The 16138-nt window shown below is 56.2% G+C and carries 14 protein-coding genes; 3 read left to right on the top strand and 11 right to left on the bottom strand.

Annotated features, from left to right (window positions below):
• Positions 1 to 43 precede the first annotated feature (43 nt).
• Complete coding sequence (sppA, locus tag ABJV08_RS03430; protein ID WP_348041682.1) at positions 44 to 1933, top strand: signal peptide peptidase SppA; 1890 nt, start codon at positions 44 to 46, stop codon at positions 1931 to 1933.
• Here sppA and ABJV08_RS03425 read toward each other — a convergent pair.
• The 9 genes from ABJV08_RS03425 to mdh form a co-directional block, all read right to left on the bottom strand.
• A complete protein-coding gene (locus ABJV08_RS03425) occupies positions 1906 to 2538 on the bottom strand; it encodes a trimeric intracellular cation channel family protein (RefSeq protein ID WP_348041684.1) in 633 nt (210 codons plus the stop codon). The genes sppA and ABJV08_RS03425 overlap by 28 nt on opposite strands.
• Positions 2535 to 3359, bottom strand: coding sequence for a hypothetical protein (locus ABJV08_RS03420; protein ID WP_348041686.1), 825 nt, complete (start codon positions 3357 to 3359; stop codon positions 2535 to 2537). The genes ABJV08_RS03425 and ABJV08_RS03420 overlap by 4 nt, the downstream gene beginning before the upstream one ends.
• A gap of 8 nt (positions 3360 to 3367) precedes the next feature.
• Positions 3368 to 4774, bottom strand: coding sequence for a dihydrolipoyl dehydrogenase (lpdA, locus tag ABJV08_RS03415; RefSeq protein ID WP_348041688.1), 1407 nt, complete (start codon positions 4772 to 4774; stop codon positions 3368 to 3370).
• 52 nt (positions 4775 to 4826) lie between these two features.
• Complete coding sequence (odhB, locus tag ABJV08_RS03410; RefSeq protein ID WP_348041690.1) at positions 4827 to 6059, bottom strand: 2-oxoglutarate dehydrogenase complex dihydrolipoyllysine-residue succinyltransferase; 1233 nt, start codon at positions 6057 to 6059, stop codon at positions 4827 to 4829.
• A 63-nt stretch (positions 6060 to 6122) separates the two neighbouring features.
• Positions 6123 to 8906 (bottom strand): 2-oxoglutarate dehydrogenase E1 component, encoded by a 2784-nt coding sequence (locus ABJV08_RS03405; protein ID WP_348041692.1) that lies wholly within the window; start codon positions 8904 to 8906, stop codon positions 6123 to 6125.
• Between the two features lie 51 nt (positions 8907 to 8957).
• A complete protein-coding gene (gene sucD / locus ABJV08_RS03400) occupies positions 8958 to 9848 on the bottom strand; it encodes a succinate--CoA ligase subunit alpha (protein ID WP_348041694.1) in 891 nt (296 codons plus the stop codon).
• Between the two features lie 17 nt (positions 9849 to 9865).
• Positions 9866 to 10504 carry a hypothetical protein gene (locus ABJV08_RS03395; protein ID WP_348041696.1) on the bottom strand — a complete coding sequence of 213 codons (639 nt, stop codon included), beginning with the start codon at positions 10502 to 10504 and terminating at the stop codon, positions 9866 to 9868.
• Positions 10501 to 11094 carry a hypothetical protein gene (locus ABJV08_RS03390; protein WP_348041698.1) on the bottom strand — a complete coding sequence of 198 codons (594 nt, stop codon included), beginning with the start codon at positions 11092 to 11094 and terminating at the stop codon, positions 10501 to 10503. The genes ABJV08_RS03395 and ABJV08_RS03390 overlap by 4 nt, the downstream gene beginning before the upstream one ends.
• A complete protein-coding gene (gene mdh, locus ABJV08_RS03385; protein WP_348041700.1) occupies positions 11091 to 12053 on the bottom strand; it encodes a malate dehydrogenase in 963 nt (320 codons plus the stop codon). The genes ABJV08_RS03390 and mdh overlap by 4 nt, the downstream gene beginning before the upstream one ends.
• A gap of 333 nt (positions 12054 to 12386) precedes the next feature.
• Here mdh and ABJV08_RS03380 point away from each other — a divergent pair, with 333 nt between their 5' ends.
• Together ABJV08_RS03380 and ABJV08_RS03375 are read left to right on the top strand one after the other, a co-directional pair.
• Positions 12387 to 13481, top strand: coding sequence for a hypothetical protein (locus tag ABJV08_RS03380; RefSeq protein WP_348041702.1), 1095 nt, complete (start codon positions 12387 to 12389; stop codon positions 13479 to 13481).
• The gene (locus tag ABJV08_RS03375) at positions 13478 to 14518 is read left to right on the top strand and encodes a phosphotransferase (protein ID WP_348041704.1); all 1041 of its coding nucleotides are present in this window, start codon (positions 13478 to 13480) and stop codon (positions 14516 to 14518) included. Before ABJV08_RS03380 ends, ABJV08_RS03375 begins: the two co-directional genes overlap by 4 nt.
• On the opposite strand, the gene zapE is transcribed toward ABJV08_RS03375, so the two are convergent.
• On the bottom strand, positions 14515 to 15630 hold the full coding sequence (gene zapE / locus ABJV08_RS03370; protein ID WP_348041706.1) for a cell division protein ZapE: 1116 nt from the start codon (positions 15628 to 15630) through the stop codon (positions 14515 to 14517). The genes ABJV08_RS03375 and zapE overlap by 4 nt on opposite strands.
• Entirely contained in the window at positions 15627 to 16121 is a 495-nt protein-coding gene (locus ABJV08_RS03365) for a PaaI family thioesterase (protein ID WP_348041708.1), read from the bottom strand. The genes zapE and ABJV08_RS03365 overlap by 4 nt, the downstream gene beginning before the upstream one ends.
• Positions 16122 to 16138 lie beyond the last annotated feature (17 nt).

The following is a 16138-nucleotide window of genomic DNA, read 5'->3' as shown; positions in this document are numbered from 1 at the left end:
CCCATATAGAATGGACGGACGAAGTCTAAACAGGGGTATGAATATGCAATTTGCGCGGGCAGCATGGAAATTTCTGGTCGCGGTAAAGGACGGCATGGTCCTGATTGCCATGCTTTTGTTCTTCGGCGCGCTCTATACGATACTATCCTCCCAACCCAATAGCGGCGCGATCCGCGACGGCGCGCTTCTGCTCGATCTGAGTGGCGTGATTGTCGAGGAACCGGCGGCGCCGACCTTCGAGGATTTCCTCGCCAGCAATGGCAGCAACAGCCTGCGCGAATATCGCTTGCGGGATGTCGTCCACGCGATTGATGCAACGGTGGAGGACGATCGCGTCAAGGCAATTGTCCTGGACCTCAGCGGTTTCGTCGGTGGCGGCCAGACCAGCCTGACCGATGTCGGCGATGCACTGGCCCGGGCAAAAAAAGCAGGCAAACCCATCTATGCTTTCGCCAGTTTCTTCAGCGATGACAGCTATCAACTGGCCGCTCATGCGAGCGAAATCTGGATGGATCCGATGGGCGGGATTATCTTTGCAGGGCCCGGCGGCAGCCGACTCTATTACAAGGGCCTGATCGACCGGTTGGGAGTGACCGCCAATATCTATCGCGTTGGCACATATAAGAGCGCGGTCGAACCCTATATGCGCGCCGATCAATCATCAGCTGCCAAAGAAGCATCCGAAGCGCTTTATGGCGTGTTGTGGGAAAGCTGGCTTGCCGAAATCAAAAAGGCGCGGCCACAGGCCATGGTCAAGTCCTTTGCCGATGACCCCGCCGCCTTTGTCACCGCTGCAGGCGGGGACTATGCCGACGTTGCGATACAGCAGAAGCTCATCGACAAGCTAGGCGATAAAACCGCCTTTGATAGGTTTGTAGCGGAGCAAGTGGGCGTCGACGAAACACCCGCGCCAGACAGTTTCAAAAGCATAGATTTTGATGATTTTGTTGCCGGAAATCCTGTCGACACAGATGGCTCCCCCATCGGGGTTATCACGGTGGCGGGTGAAATTGTCGGCGGATCAAGTGGCCCCGGCATGGCCGCCAGCGGGCGGATTGCCGAACAGATTTATACGGCATTGGATGAAGACGAAATAAAGGCACTGGTTGTGCGCGTTGATTCACCCGGCGGCTCGGCCTATGCCAGTGAAGAGATTCGTCTCGCCTTGCTGGAAGCCAAGAAAAAGAAGCTACCCATCGTCATTTCAATGGGCGATGTTGCAGCCAGTGGCGGCTATTGGATCGCCACGGCAGGCGACCATATTTTTGCCGAACCCGAGACTATCACCGGGTCCATCGGTGTCTTCGCGGTTCTACCGAGCTTCGAAAAGGCGTTGGCGCAATGGGGTGTTACCGCCGATGGCGTGCGCACCACACCGATATCCGGCGAACCTGATTTCGTGGGCGGCTTCAGCGAAGACCTCAATGCCATTTTACAGGCAGGGGTCGAAGACAGCTATAGCGACTTTATCAAACTGGTGTCGGCCGCGCGTGGCAAGACAGCCGAAGAGGTTGATGGCATCGGGCAGGGCCGCGTTTGGGATGGAGGTACGGCAAGGCAATTGGGTCTGGTTGACGGCTTTGGCGGCATGACCGAAGCGCTTGCCGAGGCCGCCAAACGGGCAGGCTTAGCGGAGGGTGATTATCACGCCCAATATCTCGATCCACAAGATAGTCTCGGTTTGCTGCCCTTTAGCGGCATTCCCTTCGTCCAGAAAGAAAGCGCGCCCATCACCGGTGTGGTGGGTTGGGCCGCACAACGTCAAAAGGCGATGTTCGGTGACGCCTTGGCAACCGCACAAGGCTTGCTTGCACGTGAAGATGTGCAGGCCCTATGTCTGGAGTGCGGGATCAACGTGCAGCGGAACAGGTTGGCGCCGGATGGCTGGGTCGAAAATCTTCTCCGCTACTCCTTATCTTCCGATCCGCGATAGGCTGGCAACGACAGGCCTTTGACAATGGCCACGGCGCGCAAGGCGAAACCAGCGACAAAGGCAATCAACGCCGCGATGAACCCCGGCACGCCGGTTTGCGCCAGCAGGACGAAGACAAAGGCGGACAGAGCGCCGGCGGTGACATAAAGTTCGGGCCGGACGATGATCGAAGGCTCTCCGGAAATCAGGTCGCGGATCACCCCGCCAACGCAGGCGGTGATGATTCCCATGATCGCCGCAGGCACCGGATCGATCCCCAGTTGCAAAGCCTTGGCTGCTCCGAAAACCGAATATGCCGCCAGACCGATAGCATCGAACCAGTCTACCGCCGCCGGGCGCCAGAATTTGACCGGCGTGATCCAGATTAGCAAGGCTATGCCGAGACAAAGAATCGGCACCCGGGCATCCTGCACCCAGAAAACCGGCGCGCCGATCAACAGATCGCGAACCGTGCCGCCGCCAACCCCGGTGACCAAAGCGAAAAAGGCAAAGGTCACCAATGTTTGACGGTTACGCGCCGCGACCAAGGCTCCGGATATCGCAAAGACTCCGATGCCGAACAGGTCCAGCCAACCCAGCGCATTATATAATATCGTTGAATTCATGATCCATTGCCCCGCACGATTTCACGACTCGTCGCCAACCCCAAAACCAAGCCATATCCGATAATGGCGGAAGCACCATATCCAATAAGCGGTGTCGGATAGGGTCCAAGCAGAGACATGATCGCAAAGCCCATGATTGTCGCCATCGCAGCGAACAGATGAATATTATTTCTAAGACCCAAACCCCTCAAGGGCAGCACAAATGCAAGCATCAGAGCACCAGAGAGAATGATCGCGATCAATGGATGGAATTGCCAGGCATCGATCACCACATATTCGACAAATTGAACCGGCTGAAGCGGGTCTTGCTGCCAGAATGCGCCCACGCAACCCATGGCGGCAACGGCCAGCATCCCGAAAGACCAACGGTCGCGCTTTGCCGTTGCCAGCGTCAACACGCCTAGAAGCAACGCGACCGCAGCTGCTCTGTCGGGTTGCAGAGATATCGTCAGGCCAAGTACGAAAACTGCCAGCAACGCCAATATTTTGCGCAGATCTGGCAAGAAAGAAACAATCACGGGGAGCAAAAGCAAGCCAGCATGCAATCTGATCGGCCCCATGCCAATCCAGCGTTGGACTCCCTCCATTTCAATGCGGCTGAAAAGCGTTGCGATACAGAACAGCACCGCAATGCCAGTCAATGCAATGGTTCCCAAACCTGGACTGGGACGCTTCAGAAATGTGGCGAAGCCGATGGCGCAAACAAGAGCGCCCCCATTGACCAGCAAATAGGACCGCGGGGCCTCGGCCAAGCCCATATAGATGCAACCCGCGAGGACCGCGATAATCAGTCCGGACAGACGTCTTAACGCTTGGGCCATCACATAGATTACATATGGATGGGCTTGCCCTGCACCGCCATCGCCGCTTCCTTGATCGCTTCCGAATGCGTAGGATGGGCGTGACAGGTATAGGCAATATCTTCGGACGTCGCGCCAAATTCCATCGCCTGGGTAACCTGCGCGATCATCGTGCCGGCGAGCGACGAGATGATATGGGCGCCCAGAACGCGGTCGGTTTTGGCGTCCGAGATGATTTTGACATAGCCCTCGGTATCGCGATTGGTCTTTGCACGGCTGTTGCCCGCGAAAGGGAATTTGCCGACCTTATAGTCCGTGCCGCTGTCCTTCACCTCTTCCTCGGTCTTGCCAATGCTGGCAATCTCGGGATGGGTATAGACGACGCCGGGAATCAGGTCGTGGTTCACGATGCCCTGCTGTCCGGCGACAAATTCGGCTGCGGCAATGCCTTCATCTTCAGCCTTGTGCGCGAGCATCGGGCCAGGGGTTACATCGCCAATCGCATAAACGCCGGGTACCGCGGTCTGGAAATCATGACCGACTTCAATCTGGCCACGGTCATTGGTTGCCACACCGGAATTTTCGAGCGCCAGACCGTCAATATTCGGCCGACGACCAATGGCGACCAGCACAACATCGGCTTCCATCGTCTCGCTGTCCCCGCCCTTGGCCGGTTCCATGGTGAGCGTCGCTTTCTTGCCCTTGACGGTGCAGCCGGTGACCTTGGTTCCGGTCTTGATGTCAAAGCCCTGCTTCTTGAAAATTCGCGCGCTGTCCTTGCGGATATCGCCATCCATGCCGGGCAGGATCTTGTCGAGATATTCGACAACCGTGACCTTCGCACCGAGACGGAGCCAGACGGAACCCAGTTCGAGACCGATCACGCCGCCGCCGATGACAACCATATGACCCGGCACTTTCGGCAGTTCGAGCGCCCCGGTGCTGTCGACCACCACATGTTTGCTATTGTCGACATCGATGCCGGGCAAGGGGGTGACCGAAGAGCCGGTTGCAATCAGAACGTTTTTCGCGGTGTAGCTCTTGTCGCCGACCTTGACGCTATTGGCGCTTTCAAACGCGCCGCGACCCTTGATCCAGTCGACCTTGTTCTTCTTGAACAAAAAGGCGATACCGCCGGTCAGTTCCTCGACCGCTTTCAATTTCTCGGCCAGCATTTGCTTCAGGTCCAGCTTGGCACCGGTCAGCTTCACGCCAAATTTCTCCAGCCCGCCGCTATGGGCTTCGTGATAAAGTTCGGACGCGTGGAGCATCGCCTTTGAGGGGATACACCCGACGTTGAGGCAGGTGCCGCCAAGCGTCTCGCGGCTTTCCACACAAGCGGTTTTGAGACCCAGTTGCGCCGCCCGGATCGCAGCAACATAGCCGCCGGGGCCAGAGCCTATTACCAGAAGATCATAGTCAAATTTATCGGTCATGTCATACCTCTTGGTCCGTCATCCTGACACAAGATCAGCATGACGCGTGAAACTAAAGATCAATTAAAAGCCGCGCCGGATCCTCGATCGCTTCCTTGATGCGGACGAGGAAGGTCACCGCTTCGCGACCGTCGATCAGACGATGATCATAGCTGAGCGCCAGATACATCATCGGACGGGCCTGAATCGAACCATCGGGCATCACCACCGGACGCTGGTCGATGCGGTGCAAGCCCAGAACAGCCGATTGCGGCGGGTTGATGATCGGAGTCGACATCAGCGAGCCGAACACACCGCCGTTGGAGATGGTGAAGGTACCGCCCTTCATATCCGCCATGGTCATCGTGCCGTCCTTGGCCCGCTTGCCAAAATCACCGATGCTATTCTCAACATCGGCGAAACTCATTGCTTCGGCGTTGCGAATAACCGGAACCACCAATCCTGTAGGCGCGCTCACGGCAACCGAAATGTCGGCATAATCATGATAGACAATCTCATCGCCATCAATCTGCGCATTGACCGAGGGCACGTCTTTGAGCGCCATGCAGGCCGCCTTGACGAAGAAGCCCATGAAGCCAAGCTTTACGCCATGTTTCTTGGCAAATAGCTCTTTATATTTGCTGCGCGTCTCGATCACCGCGGTCATATCGACATCGTTGAATGTAGTGAGCAGAGCCGCTGTATCCTGCGCCTCTTTCAGGCGCCGCGCGACGGTCTGACGCAGGCGGGTCATCCGTACCCGCTCTTCATTGCGATTGCCGGAAGATGTAGATGCCAACGGGGCCTGCGCGCCTTTGGCCGTGCCTTTTTCAGCCAGCGGCGTCTGTGCCTGTTGCGCACCGGACTTCACATATTGCTCGACATCCGCCTTGGTCAGTCGGCCATCCTTGCCGGTGCCGTTAATCTGGCTCGGGTCGACACCATGTTCCAGCACCAGACGGCGAACCGACGGGGACAAGGTGATCGAGGCGTCGGATTCTTCTGCTTTGGTTTCCGCCGTAGCCGGTGCCGCTGCCGCTTTCGGGGCTGACTGGGCCGCCGCGCCGCTTCCTGCTTCGATCGTGCCAATCACCGCGCCCACTTCAACCGTGTCTCCGACAGCGACCTGATGCGCGCCCATGACACCGGCTTGCGGCGCGGGCACTTCCAGCGCCACTTTGTCGGTTTCCAGACTGGCAATGGGTTCATCGGCGGCAACCGCTTCGCCCGGTTGCTTGAGCCATTCGCCCAGAGTCGCTTCGGTGATCGATTCGCCCAATACCGGGACTGTTACTTCTGTTGCCATAATTTCTACTCTGCTTTCGTAGCTTCATCTGTGCCTGCCGAGGCAGGCGAACGGCCTTAAATCTTACGTTACTTCATGCCCGAGTGCTTCGGCGAGCAGCTGGGCCTGCTGCTGCTTGTGCCGAGAGGCGAGACCGGTTGCCGGCGACGCCGCTGCGGCTCGTCCGGCATAATCCAGATCGGCCGTGTCAACGCCCGCTTCCTTCAGACAGTCTTCAAGATAGGAACGGACAAAATACCAACTGCCATTATTCTTTGGCTCTTCTTGGGCCCAGATGACCGTCTCAAGATTTTTCATCCGTTTCAGGCGGACCACCAAAGGTTCGCCGGGGAACGGATAAAGCTGTTCGATCCGTACAATGGCGGTATTCTTGTCGCCCGCCGCATCGCGCGCCTCGATCAGGTCATAAGCGACCTTGCCCGAACAGAGCACGAGACGTTTCACATCTTTGTCGGCCGGCGGATTGGTGTCGGACAATATCCGCATGAAATGCTTGTCGCCCTGAAATTCTTCCGCTTTCGATACCGCCATCTTGTGCCGCAGCAACGATTTGGGTGTCATGATCACCAAAGGCTTGCGGAAAGACCGCAGCATCTGACGACGCAATATGTGGAAATAATTGGCCGGACTGGTGATATTCGCGACCTGGATATTATCCTGTGCGCACAATTGCAGGAACCGTTCGAGCCGCGCCGAACTATGTTCCGGACCCTGGCCTTCATAACCATGGGGCAACAGCATCACCAGACCATTGGCGCGCAACCATTTGGCTTCACCCGACGCAATGAACTGGTCGATCATGATCTGTGCGCCATTGGCAAAATCGCCAAATTGCGCTTCCCAGAGCACCAATGTTTTCGGGTCGGCACCGGCATAGCCATATTCAAAACCAAGCACGCCATATTCGGAGAGCGGGCTGTCCAGCACTTCGAACCGGCCATGCGGCACGGTGCTGAGCGGAATATATTTTTCTTCCGTATCCTGATCGACCCAGACCGAGTGCCGCTGGGAAAAGGTCCCGCGCCCGCTATCCTGACCCGACAGACGGATGTTATAGCCTTCGGACACAAGCGACCCGTAGGCCAGCGCCTCGCCGGTTGCCCAGTCGAAATTCTCGCCGGTTTTGAACATCTTGGCTTTCGCATCAAGAACGCGGCCCAAAGTCTTGTGAATCCGATGCCCGTCAGGAACGGTGGTCAATGTCCGGCCCAGACTGTCAAACAATTTGCTGTCGATCGCCGTTTCCACATTGCGCCGCGCGCTTTCCGGATCGGCTGGAATATGCAAGCCCTGCCAACGACCGCCGAACCAGTCGGCCTTGTCGGCTTTATAGTCAGCCGCCGCCTGAAATTCGGTTTCGAGATGTTCGGAAAATGCCGTGCGCGTGGCCGGGCCCCAATCCGCATCGATCACGCCCTCCTCAACCAGCCGCTGTTCATAAAGCTTGCTGACCTTTGGATGTTTCTTGATCGCGGCATACATGACCGGCTGGGTGAAGCTCGGTTCGTCGCCTTCATTATGGCCAAAACGGCGATAGCACCACATGTCGATCACGATATCGCGACCGAAGCGCTGGCGAAATTCAATCGCGATTTTGCAGGCAAAGGTCACCGCTTCCGGATCATCGCCATTCACATGGAATATCGGCGCCTGCACGCCTTTGGCGACATCGGAAGGATAGGGTGACGAGCGCGCAAATTGCGGGCTGGTTGTGAAGCCGATCTGGTTGTTGATCACAAAGTGGATACAACCACCCGTATTATAACCGCGGATGCCAGAGAAGCCGAGGCATTCCCAGACGATGCCTTGCCCAGCAAAGGCGGCATCGCCGTGAATCAGTACCGGCAGGACCTGATCATGTTTTTCCAGATCATCGCGCGCCACTTGCTGGGCGCGCACCTTGCCGAGAACCACTGGATCCACCGCTTCGAGATGCGATGGATTCGGCACCAGGCTCATATGCACATTGATGCCGTCAAATTCGCGGTCGGTGCTGGTGCCTAGATGATATTTCACATCGCCCGAACCACCGACATCGTCGGGATTGGCCGAGCCGCCATGAAATTCGTGGAAGATCACTTTATAAGGCTTGGCCATCACATTGGCGAGAATGTTCAGGCGGCCACGATGGGCCATGCCATAGACAATGTCGCGGACACCGGCGGCACCGCCGTTTTTGATGATATTTTCCAGCGCAGGCAGCATGGATTCGCCGCCGTCGAGGCCGAAACGCTTGGTTCCGACATATTTCTTGCCGAGGAAATTTTCATATTCCTCGCCTTCGATCACCTTGTTGAGGATCGCCTTCTTGCCTTCCGGCGTAAAGTGGATCTCGGCATCCTTGCCTTCCATCCGGTCCTGCAGGAAGCGCCGTTCCTCGATGTCGGCAATATGCATATATTCGAGGCCAACCGACCCGCAATAATTGGCGCGGAGCACGGCTTCGATTTCCCGAATAGTAGCGGTTTCAAAACCCAAAACGCCGCCCAGAAAGATCTGCTTGTCCATTTCATCGGCGGTAAAGCCATGAAATTCGGGAGTCAGGTCAGCCGGCTGTTCCAGCTTCGACAGGCCAAGCGGATCCAGATTTGCACCAAGATGTCCGCGCACCCGATAGGTGCGGATCAGCATCATCGCACGGATGGACTTTTCCGCCGCCACGCCAACTTCGGCGTCGGACATCGCTTTGCCGGATTTCGCCGCAGCCGCCTTGATCTCGATACCCATTTGTGTGGGATCGAGCGCGCTGTTCAGTTCATCGGCATCATCAATCGGCCAATGCTTGCGCTGCCAGCTCGGGCCGGGCTCTTTTTCTGATTCGAGAAATTCTTGACCTTCAAAACCCATGATCATTTCCTTGGGGAGGGTGGCCTCTGCTCGCGCAGAGGCCCAAATAATCTAGACTAGCTCTTTCAGCATCGCATCCAATGTGGTGCCAAGCTCTGACGGGCTTGGTGACACGCGGATACCGGCTGCTTCCATCGCCGCAATCTTGTCTTCCGCGCCGCCTTTGCCGCCGGACACAATCGCACCCGCATGGCCCATGCGGCGTCCCGGAGGCGCCGTCAGACCGGCAATGAAACCAACGGTTGGTTTCGAACGGCCCTTCTTGGCTTCGTCAGCGAGGAATTGCGCCGCTTCTTCTTCGGCGCTGCCGCCAATTTCACCAATCATGATCATCGATTTGGTTTCATCATCGGCCAGGAACAATTCCAGCACGTCGATGAAGTTGGTGCCGTTGACCGGGTCACCACCAATGCCGACCGCAGTGGTCTGGCCAAGGCCAACCGCTGTCGTCTGGTGCACGGCTTCATAGGTCAGCGTGCCAGAGCGGGAAACCACACCGACGGAGCCTTTCTGGAAGATGCTGCCGGGCATGATGCCGATCTTGCATTCGTCCGGGGTCAAAACGCCAGGGCAGTTCGGACCGATGAGACGAGATTTGCTGCCCTGCAGCGCGCGCTTGACGCGCACCATGTCGAGAACAGGAACGCCTTCGGTAATCGCAACGATCAGTTCAATTTCCGCATCAATCGCTTCAAGGATCGAGTCCGCTGCAAATGGCGGTGGAACATATACAACCGATGCCGTCGCGCCGGTCGCGTCTTTCGCTTCCGCAACCGTGTCATAATTGGGAAGACCGATGTGGGTCGTGCCGCCCTTGCCCGGCGTCACGCCCGCAACCATCTGCGTGCCATAAGCCAAAGCCTGTTCCGTATGAAATGTACCGGTATTGCCGGTCATGCCCTGGGTGATAACTTTGGTGTTCTTGTCTATGAGTATGGACATATGTTATTTGTCTCCGATCAATATGCAACGTAGATGTGCGTGGTTTCTTTCATTGTACCGGCTTGTGACCGAGAGAAGATCTCCCCGTGCACTTTTTGCTTCGCCTCTACAGGATGTTTCCCCGGTTTAAGTGTTCCGGCAAATTCGTAATAATGGACGAGATCAACACTTTTACCGCCCGCGCCGAAAGCCTTGAAGGCAGTTTTTAGATCACTTCCATAGGGCATCGCGTTCCTGAGGCCTTCGACCAATAACACGCACGCATGTCGGAAACGTGACTTTTCTCTGAAGGTCAGAAGCAGAAAACTTGCCTTGCGTCCATCAATCTCGCCGTCCCATTGAGCCGCGTCGGTATAATGCTTGAACTTGGGCTTTGATCCGATTGCACGTGATGGTTGCAGGCCGATCAAATCATACGATACCGATTCTTGAGTTTCCCAAGTCTCATCGGCTGCCAGCGCTGCGATCCGGTCAGAATGAGCAACGCCCGGCATCAAACACGTTTTTGCAAATGCAGGGACTAGGTTGGGAGATTCTTCTTCGGCCTCGGCTAACGCCGGTGACGAGAATGCAATGAGAGTGGCTATTGTTCCGAAAACGATGCCGCGCATCCCTTGGGTGATGACCTTGGTATTCTTGTCGATTAAAATGCTCATTTTTTGATCTGTCCAACAAAATCTGCTTTGAGCGCAATCCCGTTAAACTGCGTCAGTTTAATGAGAGGACTGCCCTCCGGTACGTAAAATATTTCAAAACTGTCATGCCCGTCGGCATAGCCCGGCGTCCAGTTGGCGATGGATATTTCCTCGCGATCGATAGTCTTGTCCGCCTCGCGGCCAATCCATTGCTCTGCCGCCGCACGATCAATGGACCTGGTTTCAGCGACATCGTAGAGGCGACATCCATTCACGAACGTGCCGTTGGATTCGACGCGCGAGACAATGATGTCTAGCCGCTCGCCGCTCACCGTCTTCGTATAGACGCGCGCATCCGACATCTTGTCGCCGGGTTCATCCAATATCTTTGCAGCACCTGCGCGGCCAACGGCGAGCAAACGGTCCAAAGGACTATCCGTCGCCGGTATTTCCAGCGCCCACTTCTGCTCCGCCAGATCAGTCTCAACCGCCTCTATGCTGGCGATATTGCGGCACGCCGCATCAAACGCCTCCAGAACGTTTCCGGATGGATAGGGTGCGGCTGTCGAAACAGCAGCAGCCTGCAAAGCAAGAAGCAGCTTTGTGATCACGCGAGGCTGGAATCCAGTGCCTTACAAGCCACCAGCAGTTCCTTCACCGCGTCGACCGACACGTTGAAATTGCCCTGCGCTTCTTCGCTCAGCTCGATTTCGATGATCTTCTCGACACCGTCTTTGCCGATAATAACCGGCACGCCGACATAGAGATCGTCAACGCCATATTGGCCCGTCAGATGCGCGGCGGCTGGTAGCACACGGCGTTTGTCCTTGAGATAGCTTTCCGCCATCATGATCGCGCTGGTTGCCGGCGCATAATAAGCCGAGCCATTGCCGAGCAGGCCAACAATCTCGCCGCCGCCCTTGCGGGTGCGGTCAACGATTGCGTCAATCTTGTCCTGTGTGGTCCAGCCCATTTTGATAAGATCGGGGATCGGGATGCCAGCAACCGTCGAGTAAGCCGGAACCGGAACCATCGTATCGCCGTGGCCGCCAAGAACGAACGCTGTGACATCTTCAACCGAGACTTCAAATTCGTCCGCCAGGAAGTGACGGAAGCGCGCACTGTCCAGAACGCCGGCCATGCCGACCACCTTGTTGTGCGGCAGTCCGGAAAATTCGCGCAAAGCCCAAACCATCGCGTCGAGCGGGTTGGTGATGCAGATAACGAAGGCATCCGGCGCGTTGGCAGCAATGCCTTCGCCAACAGCCTTCATCACCTTCAGGTTGATGCCGATCAGGTCATCGCGGCTCATGCCCGGCTTGCGCGCAACACCGGCGGTCACGATGATCACATCGGAGCCAGCAATATCGGCATAATCATTGGTGCCTTTAAGATTGCTATCAAACCCGTCGACCGGAGCGGCCTGTGACAGATCGAGCGCTTTGCCCGCTGGCATGCCCTCGGCAATATCAAACAGGACGACGTCGCCCATTTCCTTGGAAGCTGCGAGGTGAGCGAGCGTGCCGCCGATCATGCCTGCGCCGATCAGCGCAATTTTGTTACGGGCCATTTTGGGAAATTCTCCTAAGAATAGAGTCGAAAAGGACGTTAACGGCAGGATTAGGCCGCAATTAAGACAAATTCAACCGCATATAGCATCATTTTACCTGCTATCTTTGCAACTAGTTCGCAATAGCAATAGTGTGTGGTTGATTTGGACAATATTGGCGATCCTAGCAGGCTGTAGCGATCTCGGAACCGGCAAGCTCGCCATTCCCGCCCATCGGATTTTTGACGATCCCGGTCCGGGATCGTCAAAAAGGAAAACAAGCCTCCAATCCTTCCAATCTTTTGCGTTGCAAAGAAAAATGGGAATGCCATGATACGGGTTAGGAGAGACAATATGCTGACCAAAGGCGATGACTATCCGTTGCACCAAAGCCCGGAACCAATGGCAGTTTCCGGTGGCAATCGGAACTTCTACGACCGCTATTTCTTCAACGGCTATAGCGCTGATGGCAATATTTTCTTCGCCGCCGCCCTCGGCATCTATCCGCAACTCGACATAATGGATGCCGCCTTTTGCCTTTCGATTGATGGAAAGCAGCATAATCTGCGGGCATCCAAACGCATGTCCAGCGAGCGGCTCGACCTCACGGTCGGCCCGATCACCATCACGATTATTGAACCGCTTCAGCAACTTAGGCTAACGGTCGCCGGCAATGAAAGTCCGGTCACTGCGGACATTATATTCTCCGCTCGCCACCAGCCTATCGAGGAACCCCGTTTCATCCGCCGCGAAGGTCCACGCCTGATGATGGACTATACCAGAATGACGCAAAACGGCGACTGGTCTGGCACGGTCACCATCGATGGGCAGGATATTGACGTCGGAAATTGCCGGGGGACCCGCGATCGCAGCTGGGGCATTCGTCCGGTTGGCGCCGCGGAGTCACAACCGCCACCCACCGGTCCTTTCCCGCAATTCTGGTGGCTCTGGACCCCACTCAACTTTGACGATCACTGCTGCTTTTTTCACAGCAATGACGACGGCGAAGGAGCGCCATGGAACCGGCGCGGCGTAGTCGATACTATCTCTGGCAAAGCCCTGGAATTCGAACCCAAGGCCATCGATCTCAGCTATCACAGCGGCTCCCGCCGCATCAAACAGGTGCAGCTTGAGACCGGCAACGGATCGCTCTCCATCACACCGCGGACTGGCAATGCGGCACGCACATTCTATATGTCTGGCCTCGGTTATTTGCATCCTGTCTGGGGCCACGGGATGGATCATGGCGACCTAGAAGTCTCTCATGATGTCATCGCTCTCAATCCTGAACCGGCAATCGATATGACCACCATTCATGTTCAGGCGCTCAGCGATGTGGTGCTGACCATCGATGGCAAAGACCATCAAGGCATTGGTGTTGCCGAACAATTGTTCATCGGCCCGCATGCCAGCAGTGGCCTGACCGGCGTTATGGATCCAGCGGCATGATCGCTCGCTTTCCTGTCCGTCCAGAAGAGTTCGAAACCGCTTTCGTCGAGAGGGTTTTCGACGCAGCGCCGGGATCGCTCCAATCGCTGACCCACGAACCGGTCGGAACCGGTCAAGTCTGCGACAGCTATCGCTTCACTTGCAAATGGTCGGATGGCAATCTCCCTGCAACCTTCATCGCAAAATGTCCCAGCGCCGATCCTGTAAGCCGGGGGGCAGCCGCCATCTTCCATCTCTATGATATGGAAGTCGGTTGGTACCGGGATGTTGCCGATGATTGCCAAGCGCTTTGCCCCAAATCCTATCACGCCGACATCGCGGACAACGAACAAGAATTTGTCCTCCTTCTGGAAGACATGACACCCGCTGCGCAAGGCGATCAACTGGCCGGAGCCACGTTGATCCAGGTCGAAACCACGCTAGCGGAAGCCGCTACATTGCATAGTTTTCAGCCGGAAACGGGCTTTGATAGTTTGAAATGGCTGCATCATGGTCAAGGCAATAGCGATTTCCTCAAAAACAGCTTGCCCAATGGCTATGCCGTTTTCCGGGAGCGATATGCGTCGCTTTTGTCATCCGATATTCTCGACCTAGGACAAGAATTGATCAACCGGATCGAATCCTATGTTGCGCATGAACCGCTCGAACTTGCGATCACGCACGGCGATATGCGGCTCGACAATATATTGTTCCATCAGGATGGGAGGTTGGCGGCATTGGTGGACTGGCAAACCTGTTCCCTGGGCAATCCTGCCAATGATATCGCCTATATGATCGGCACCAGTTTCGCCGACCCGTCAGAACGGCGCAATCAGGAAGAGAATTTGGTCCAGACCTATTTAGCGCAACGAACCAAAGCCCCCGCCTTCGGCCCGTTCTGGACCGAATATCGCCGCCATGCCTTTTCCGGATTCATCATGGCTATCAACGCCTCACTCCATGTTGAACAGACGGAGCGGGGAGACAAGATGTTCGCCGCAATGGCGGAAAGGCCGGCGCAGATGGCGATGGACCTGGATAGTTTGAGCCTGCTCTAAACCGCAGCGCCGTGACCCAGAGCGAGATAGTCATCAGACTGCATCTCGACCAACCGCGATGCGGTTCGGGCAAATTCAAAGCTGCCGTCCCCTTCTGGATATAGCGCATCAGGCTCTGCGTCTGCGGCAGCCAGAAGCTTGACCTTGTGCTCGTATAGCGCATCGATCAGCGTGACAAAGCGTGCGGCTTCGTTCCGGTTCTCTTTGGACAGCAAAGGAATTCCGACGATGATGACGCTATGATAATGGCGGGCGATGGCCAGATAATCCTGAGCACCGCGGGCTTCCGCGCAAAGCCGTTTAAACGAAAACACGCCGACACCTTTGAGCGACTTCGGAACGATTAGCTTTCGACCGCCCTGCACCTCGATCTCCGCAGAGGGAACATGCTCACGGTCTTCCGGCGGATAGTCGGTCAGACGGAAGAAGGCCTCGCTCATCGCCTTGGTGGCAGCTTCTCCGTTGGGCACATGCCACAGATCAACATCGCCCAGACGTTCTCTCCGGTAATCCGTTGGGCCGTTGAGGGAAATGACCTCCAGCCGGGTTTTGAGCAATTCGATGAATGGCAGAAAATGCTCGCGGTTGAGACCATCTTTATAGAGGTCATCCGGCGGTCGGTTGGAGGTCGTGACAATCGTCACCCCCGCTTCGACCAGTCCGGTGAACAGCCGCGACATGATCATCGCATCCGCGCTATTGTTCACCACCATTTCATCAAAAGCCAGAAAGCGGCCCTCACCGGCAAGAGCCTTTGCCACCGGAATGACGGGATCACCCTGTTCCTTCTTGCGCTCGACATTCAACCGCGCATGCACATCAAGCATGAACTCATGAAAATGGGCTCTTTTCTTCCGGCGAATATCGAGACTATTGTAGAAAAGATCCATCAGCATCGACTTGCCGCGCCCGACCCCGCCCCACATGTAAACCCCTTGTGGCGAAGTCGGTTTTTTAGCGAATGTGCGCCAAAGGAGACTGCCTCGCGGCGGCACCGCTTCTAGTTCTTCCTGAAGCCGGGCAAGGCGTATCGCGCAGCCATCCTGATCCGCATCGGGCTTCAACTCTCCCTGCGCGATCAACTCTTGATAGCGCTGGTAGAAACTGCTCATTGCAAGTCTGTCTTCTGGCGCGGAGCCTTTTTCACAATGGCGGTAAAGGAGGACATATTATCCTGCCCATCCTGACCCTGAACCACCAGCCCGCGCATGAATAGAAAACGGCCTGTTTCCCGGGTCACTTCCACTTGCGCTTCCAGCGGTTCATCCATCCGAGCCGCACCAAGAAAGTGCGTTTGCAATTCCAACGTCACTGCATAGCCGGAGGGACCCAGGTCGAGCACTCGCATCGCGGCGAACAGAGAACAGTCGATGAAACCCATCATCGTCCCGCCATGCACCGCATCACCCAGATTTCGGTGCTTTCTTTCCGGAAACATCCGGACGCGTGCTATATTTTCACCAACGCCATCACCGCCACGCCGAACAATCATCCGCCCCAAGAAGCTATTATAGCAGTCCGGATCCGCAAGCACCCACGTGTTCCAGCCCGGATAGTCCGGATCAGCTTCACTGATGATAAAATTGCCTGTGCCTTCGGTCATCGATAGAGCTTGCAGAC

Origin of the sequence: Parasphingorhabdus sp. (assembly GCF_039982395.1) — a bacterium.
Classification (GTDB): domain Bacteria; phylum Pseudomonadota; class Alphaproteobacteria; order Sphingomonadales; family Sphingomonadaceae; genus Parasphingorhabdus.
This window is presented reverse-complemented; position numbering and strand designations above follow the sequence as displayed.

Coding starts and splice junctions, on each gene's coding strand:
- zapE (WP_348041706.1), bottom strand. CDS start 15,630: ATGAGCAGTTTCTACCAGCGCTATCAAGAGTTGATCGCGCAGGGAGAG.
- ABJV08_RS03365 (WP_348041708.1), bottom strand. CDS start 16,121: ATGACCGAAGGCACAGGCAATTTTATCATCAGTGAAGCTGATCCGGAC.
- sppA (WP_348041682.1), top strand. CDS start 44: ATGCAATTTGCGCGGGCAGCATGGAAATTTCTGGTCGCGGTAAAGGAC.
- ABJV08_RS03395 (WP_348041696.1), bottom strand. CDS start 10,504: ATGAGCATTTTAATCGACAAGAATACCAAGGTCATCACCCAAGGGATG.
- ABJV08_RS03375 (WP_348041704.1), top strand. CDS start 13,478: ATGATCGCTCGCTTTCCTGTCCGTCCAGAAGAGTTCGAAACCGCTTTC.
- sucD (WP_348041694.1), bottom strand. CDS start 9,848: ATGTCCATACTCATAGACAAGAACACCAAAGTTATCACCCAGGGCATG.
- ABJV08_RS03420 (WP_348041686.1), bottom strand. CDS start 3,359: ATGGCCCAAGCGTTAAGACGTCTGTCCGGACTGATTATCGCGGTCCTC.
- mdh (WP_348041700.1), bottom strand. CDS start 12,053: ATGGCCCGTAACAAAATTGCGCTGATCGGCGCAGGCATGATCGGCGGC.
- odhB (WP_348041690.1), bottom strand. CDS start 6,059: ATGGCAACAGAAGTAACAGTCCCGGTATTGGGCGAATCGATCACCGAA.
- lpdA (WP_348041688.1), bottom strand. CDS start 4,774: ATGACCGATAAATTTGACTATGATCTTCTGGTAATAGGCTCTGGCCCC.
- ABJV08_RS03405 (WP_348041692.1), bottom strand. CDS start 8,906: ATGGGTTTTGAAGGTCAAGAATTTCTCGAATCAGAAAAAGAGCCCGGC.
- ABJV08_RS03380 (WP_348041702.1), top strand. CDS start 12,387: ATGCTGACCAAAGGCGATGACTATCCGTTGCACCAAAGCCCGGAACCA.
- ABJV08_RS03425 (WP_348041684.1), bottom strand. CDS start 2,538: ATGAATTCAACGATATTATATAATGCGCTGGGTTGGCTGGACCTGTTC.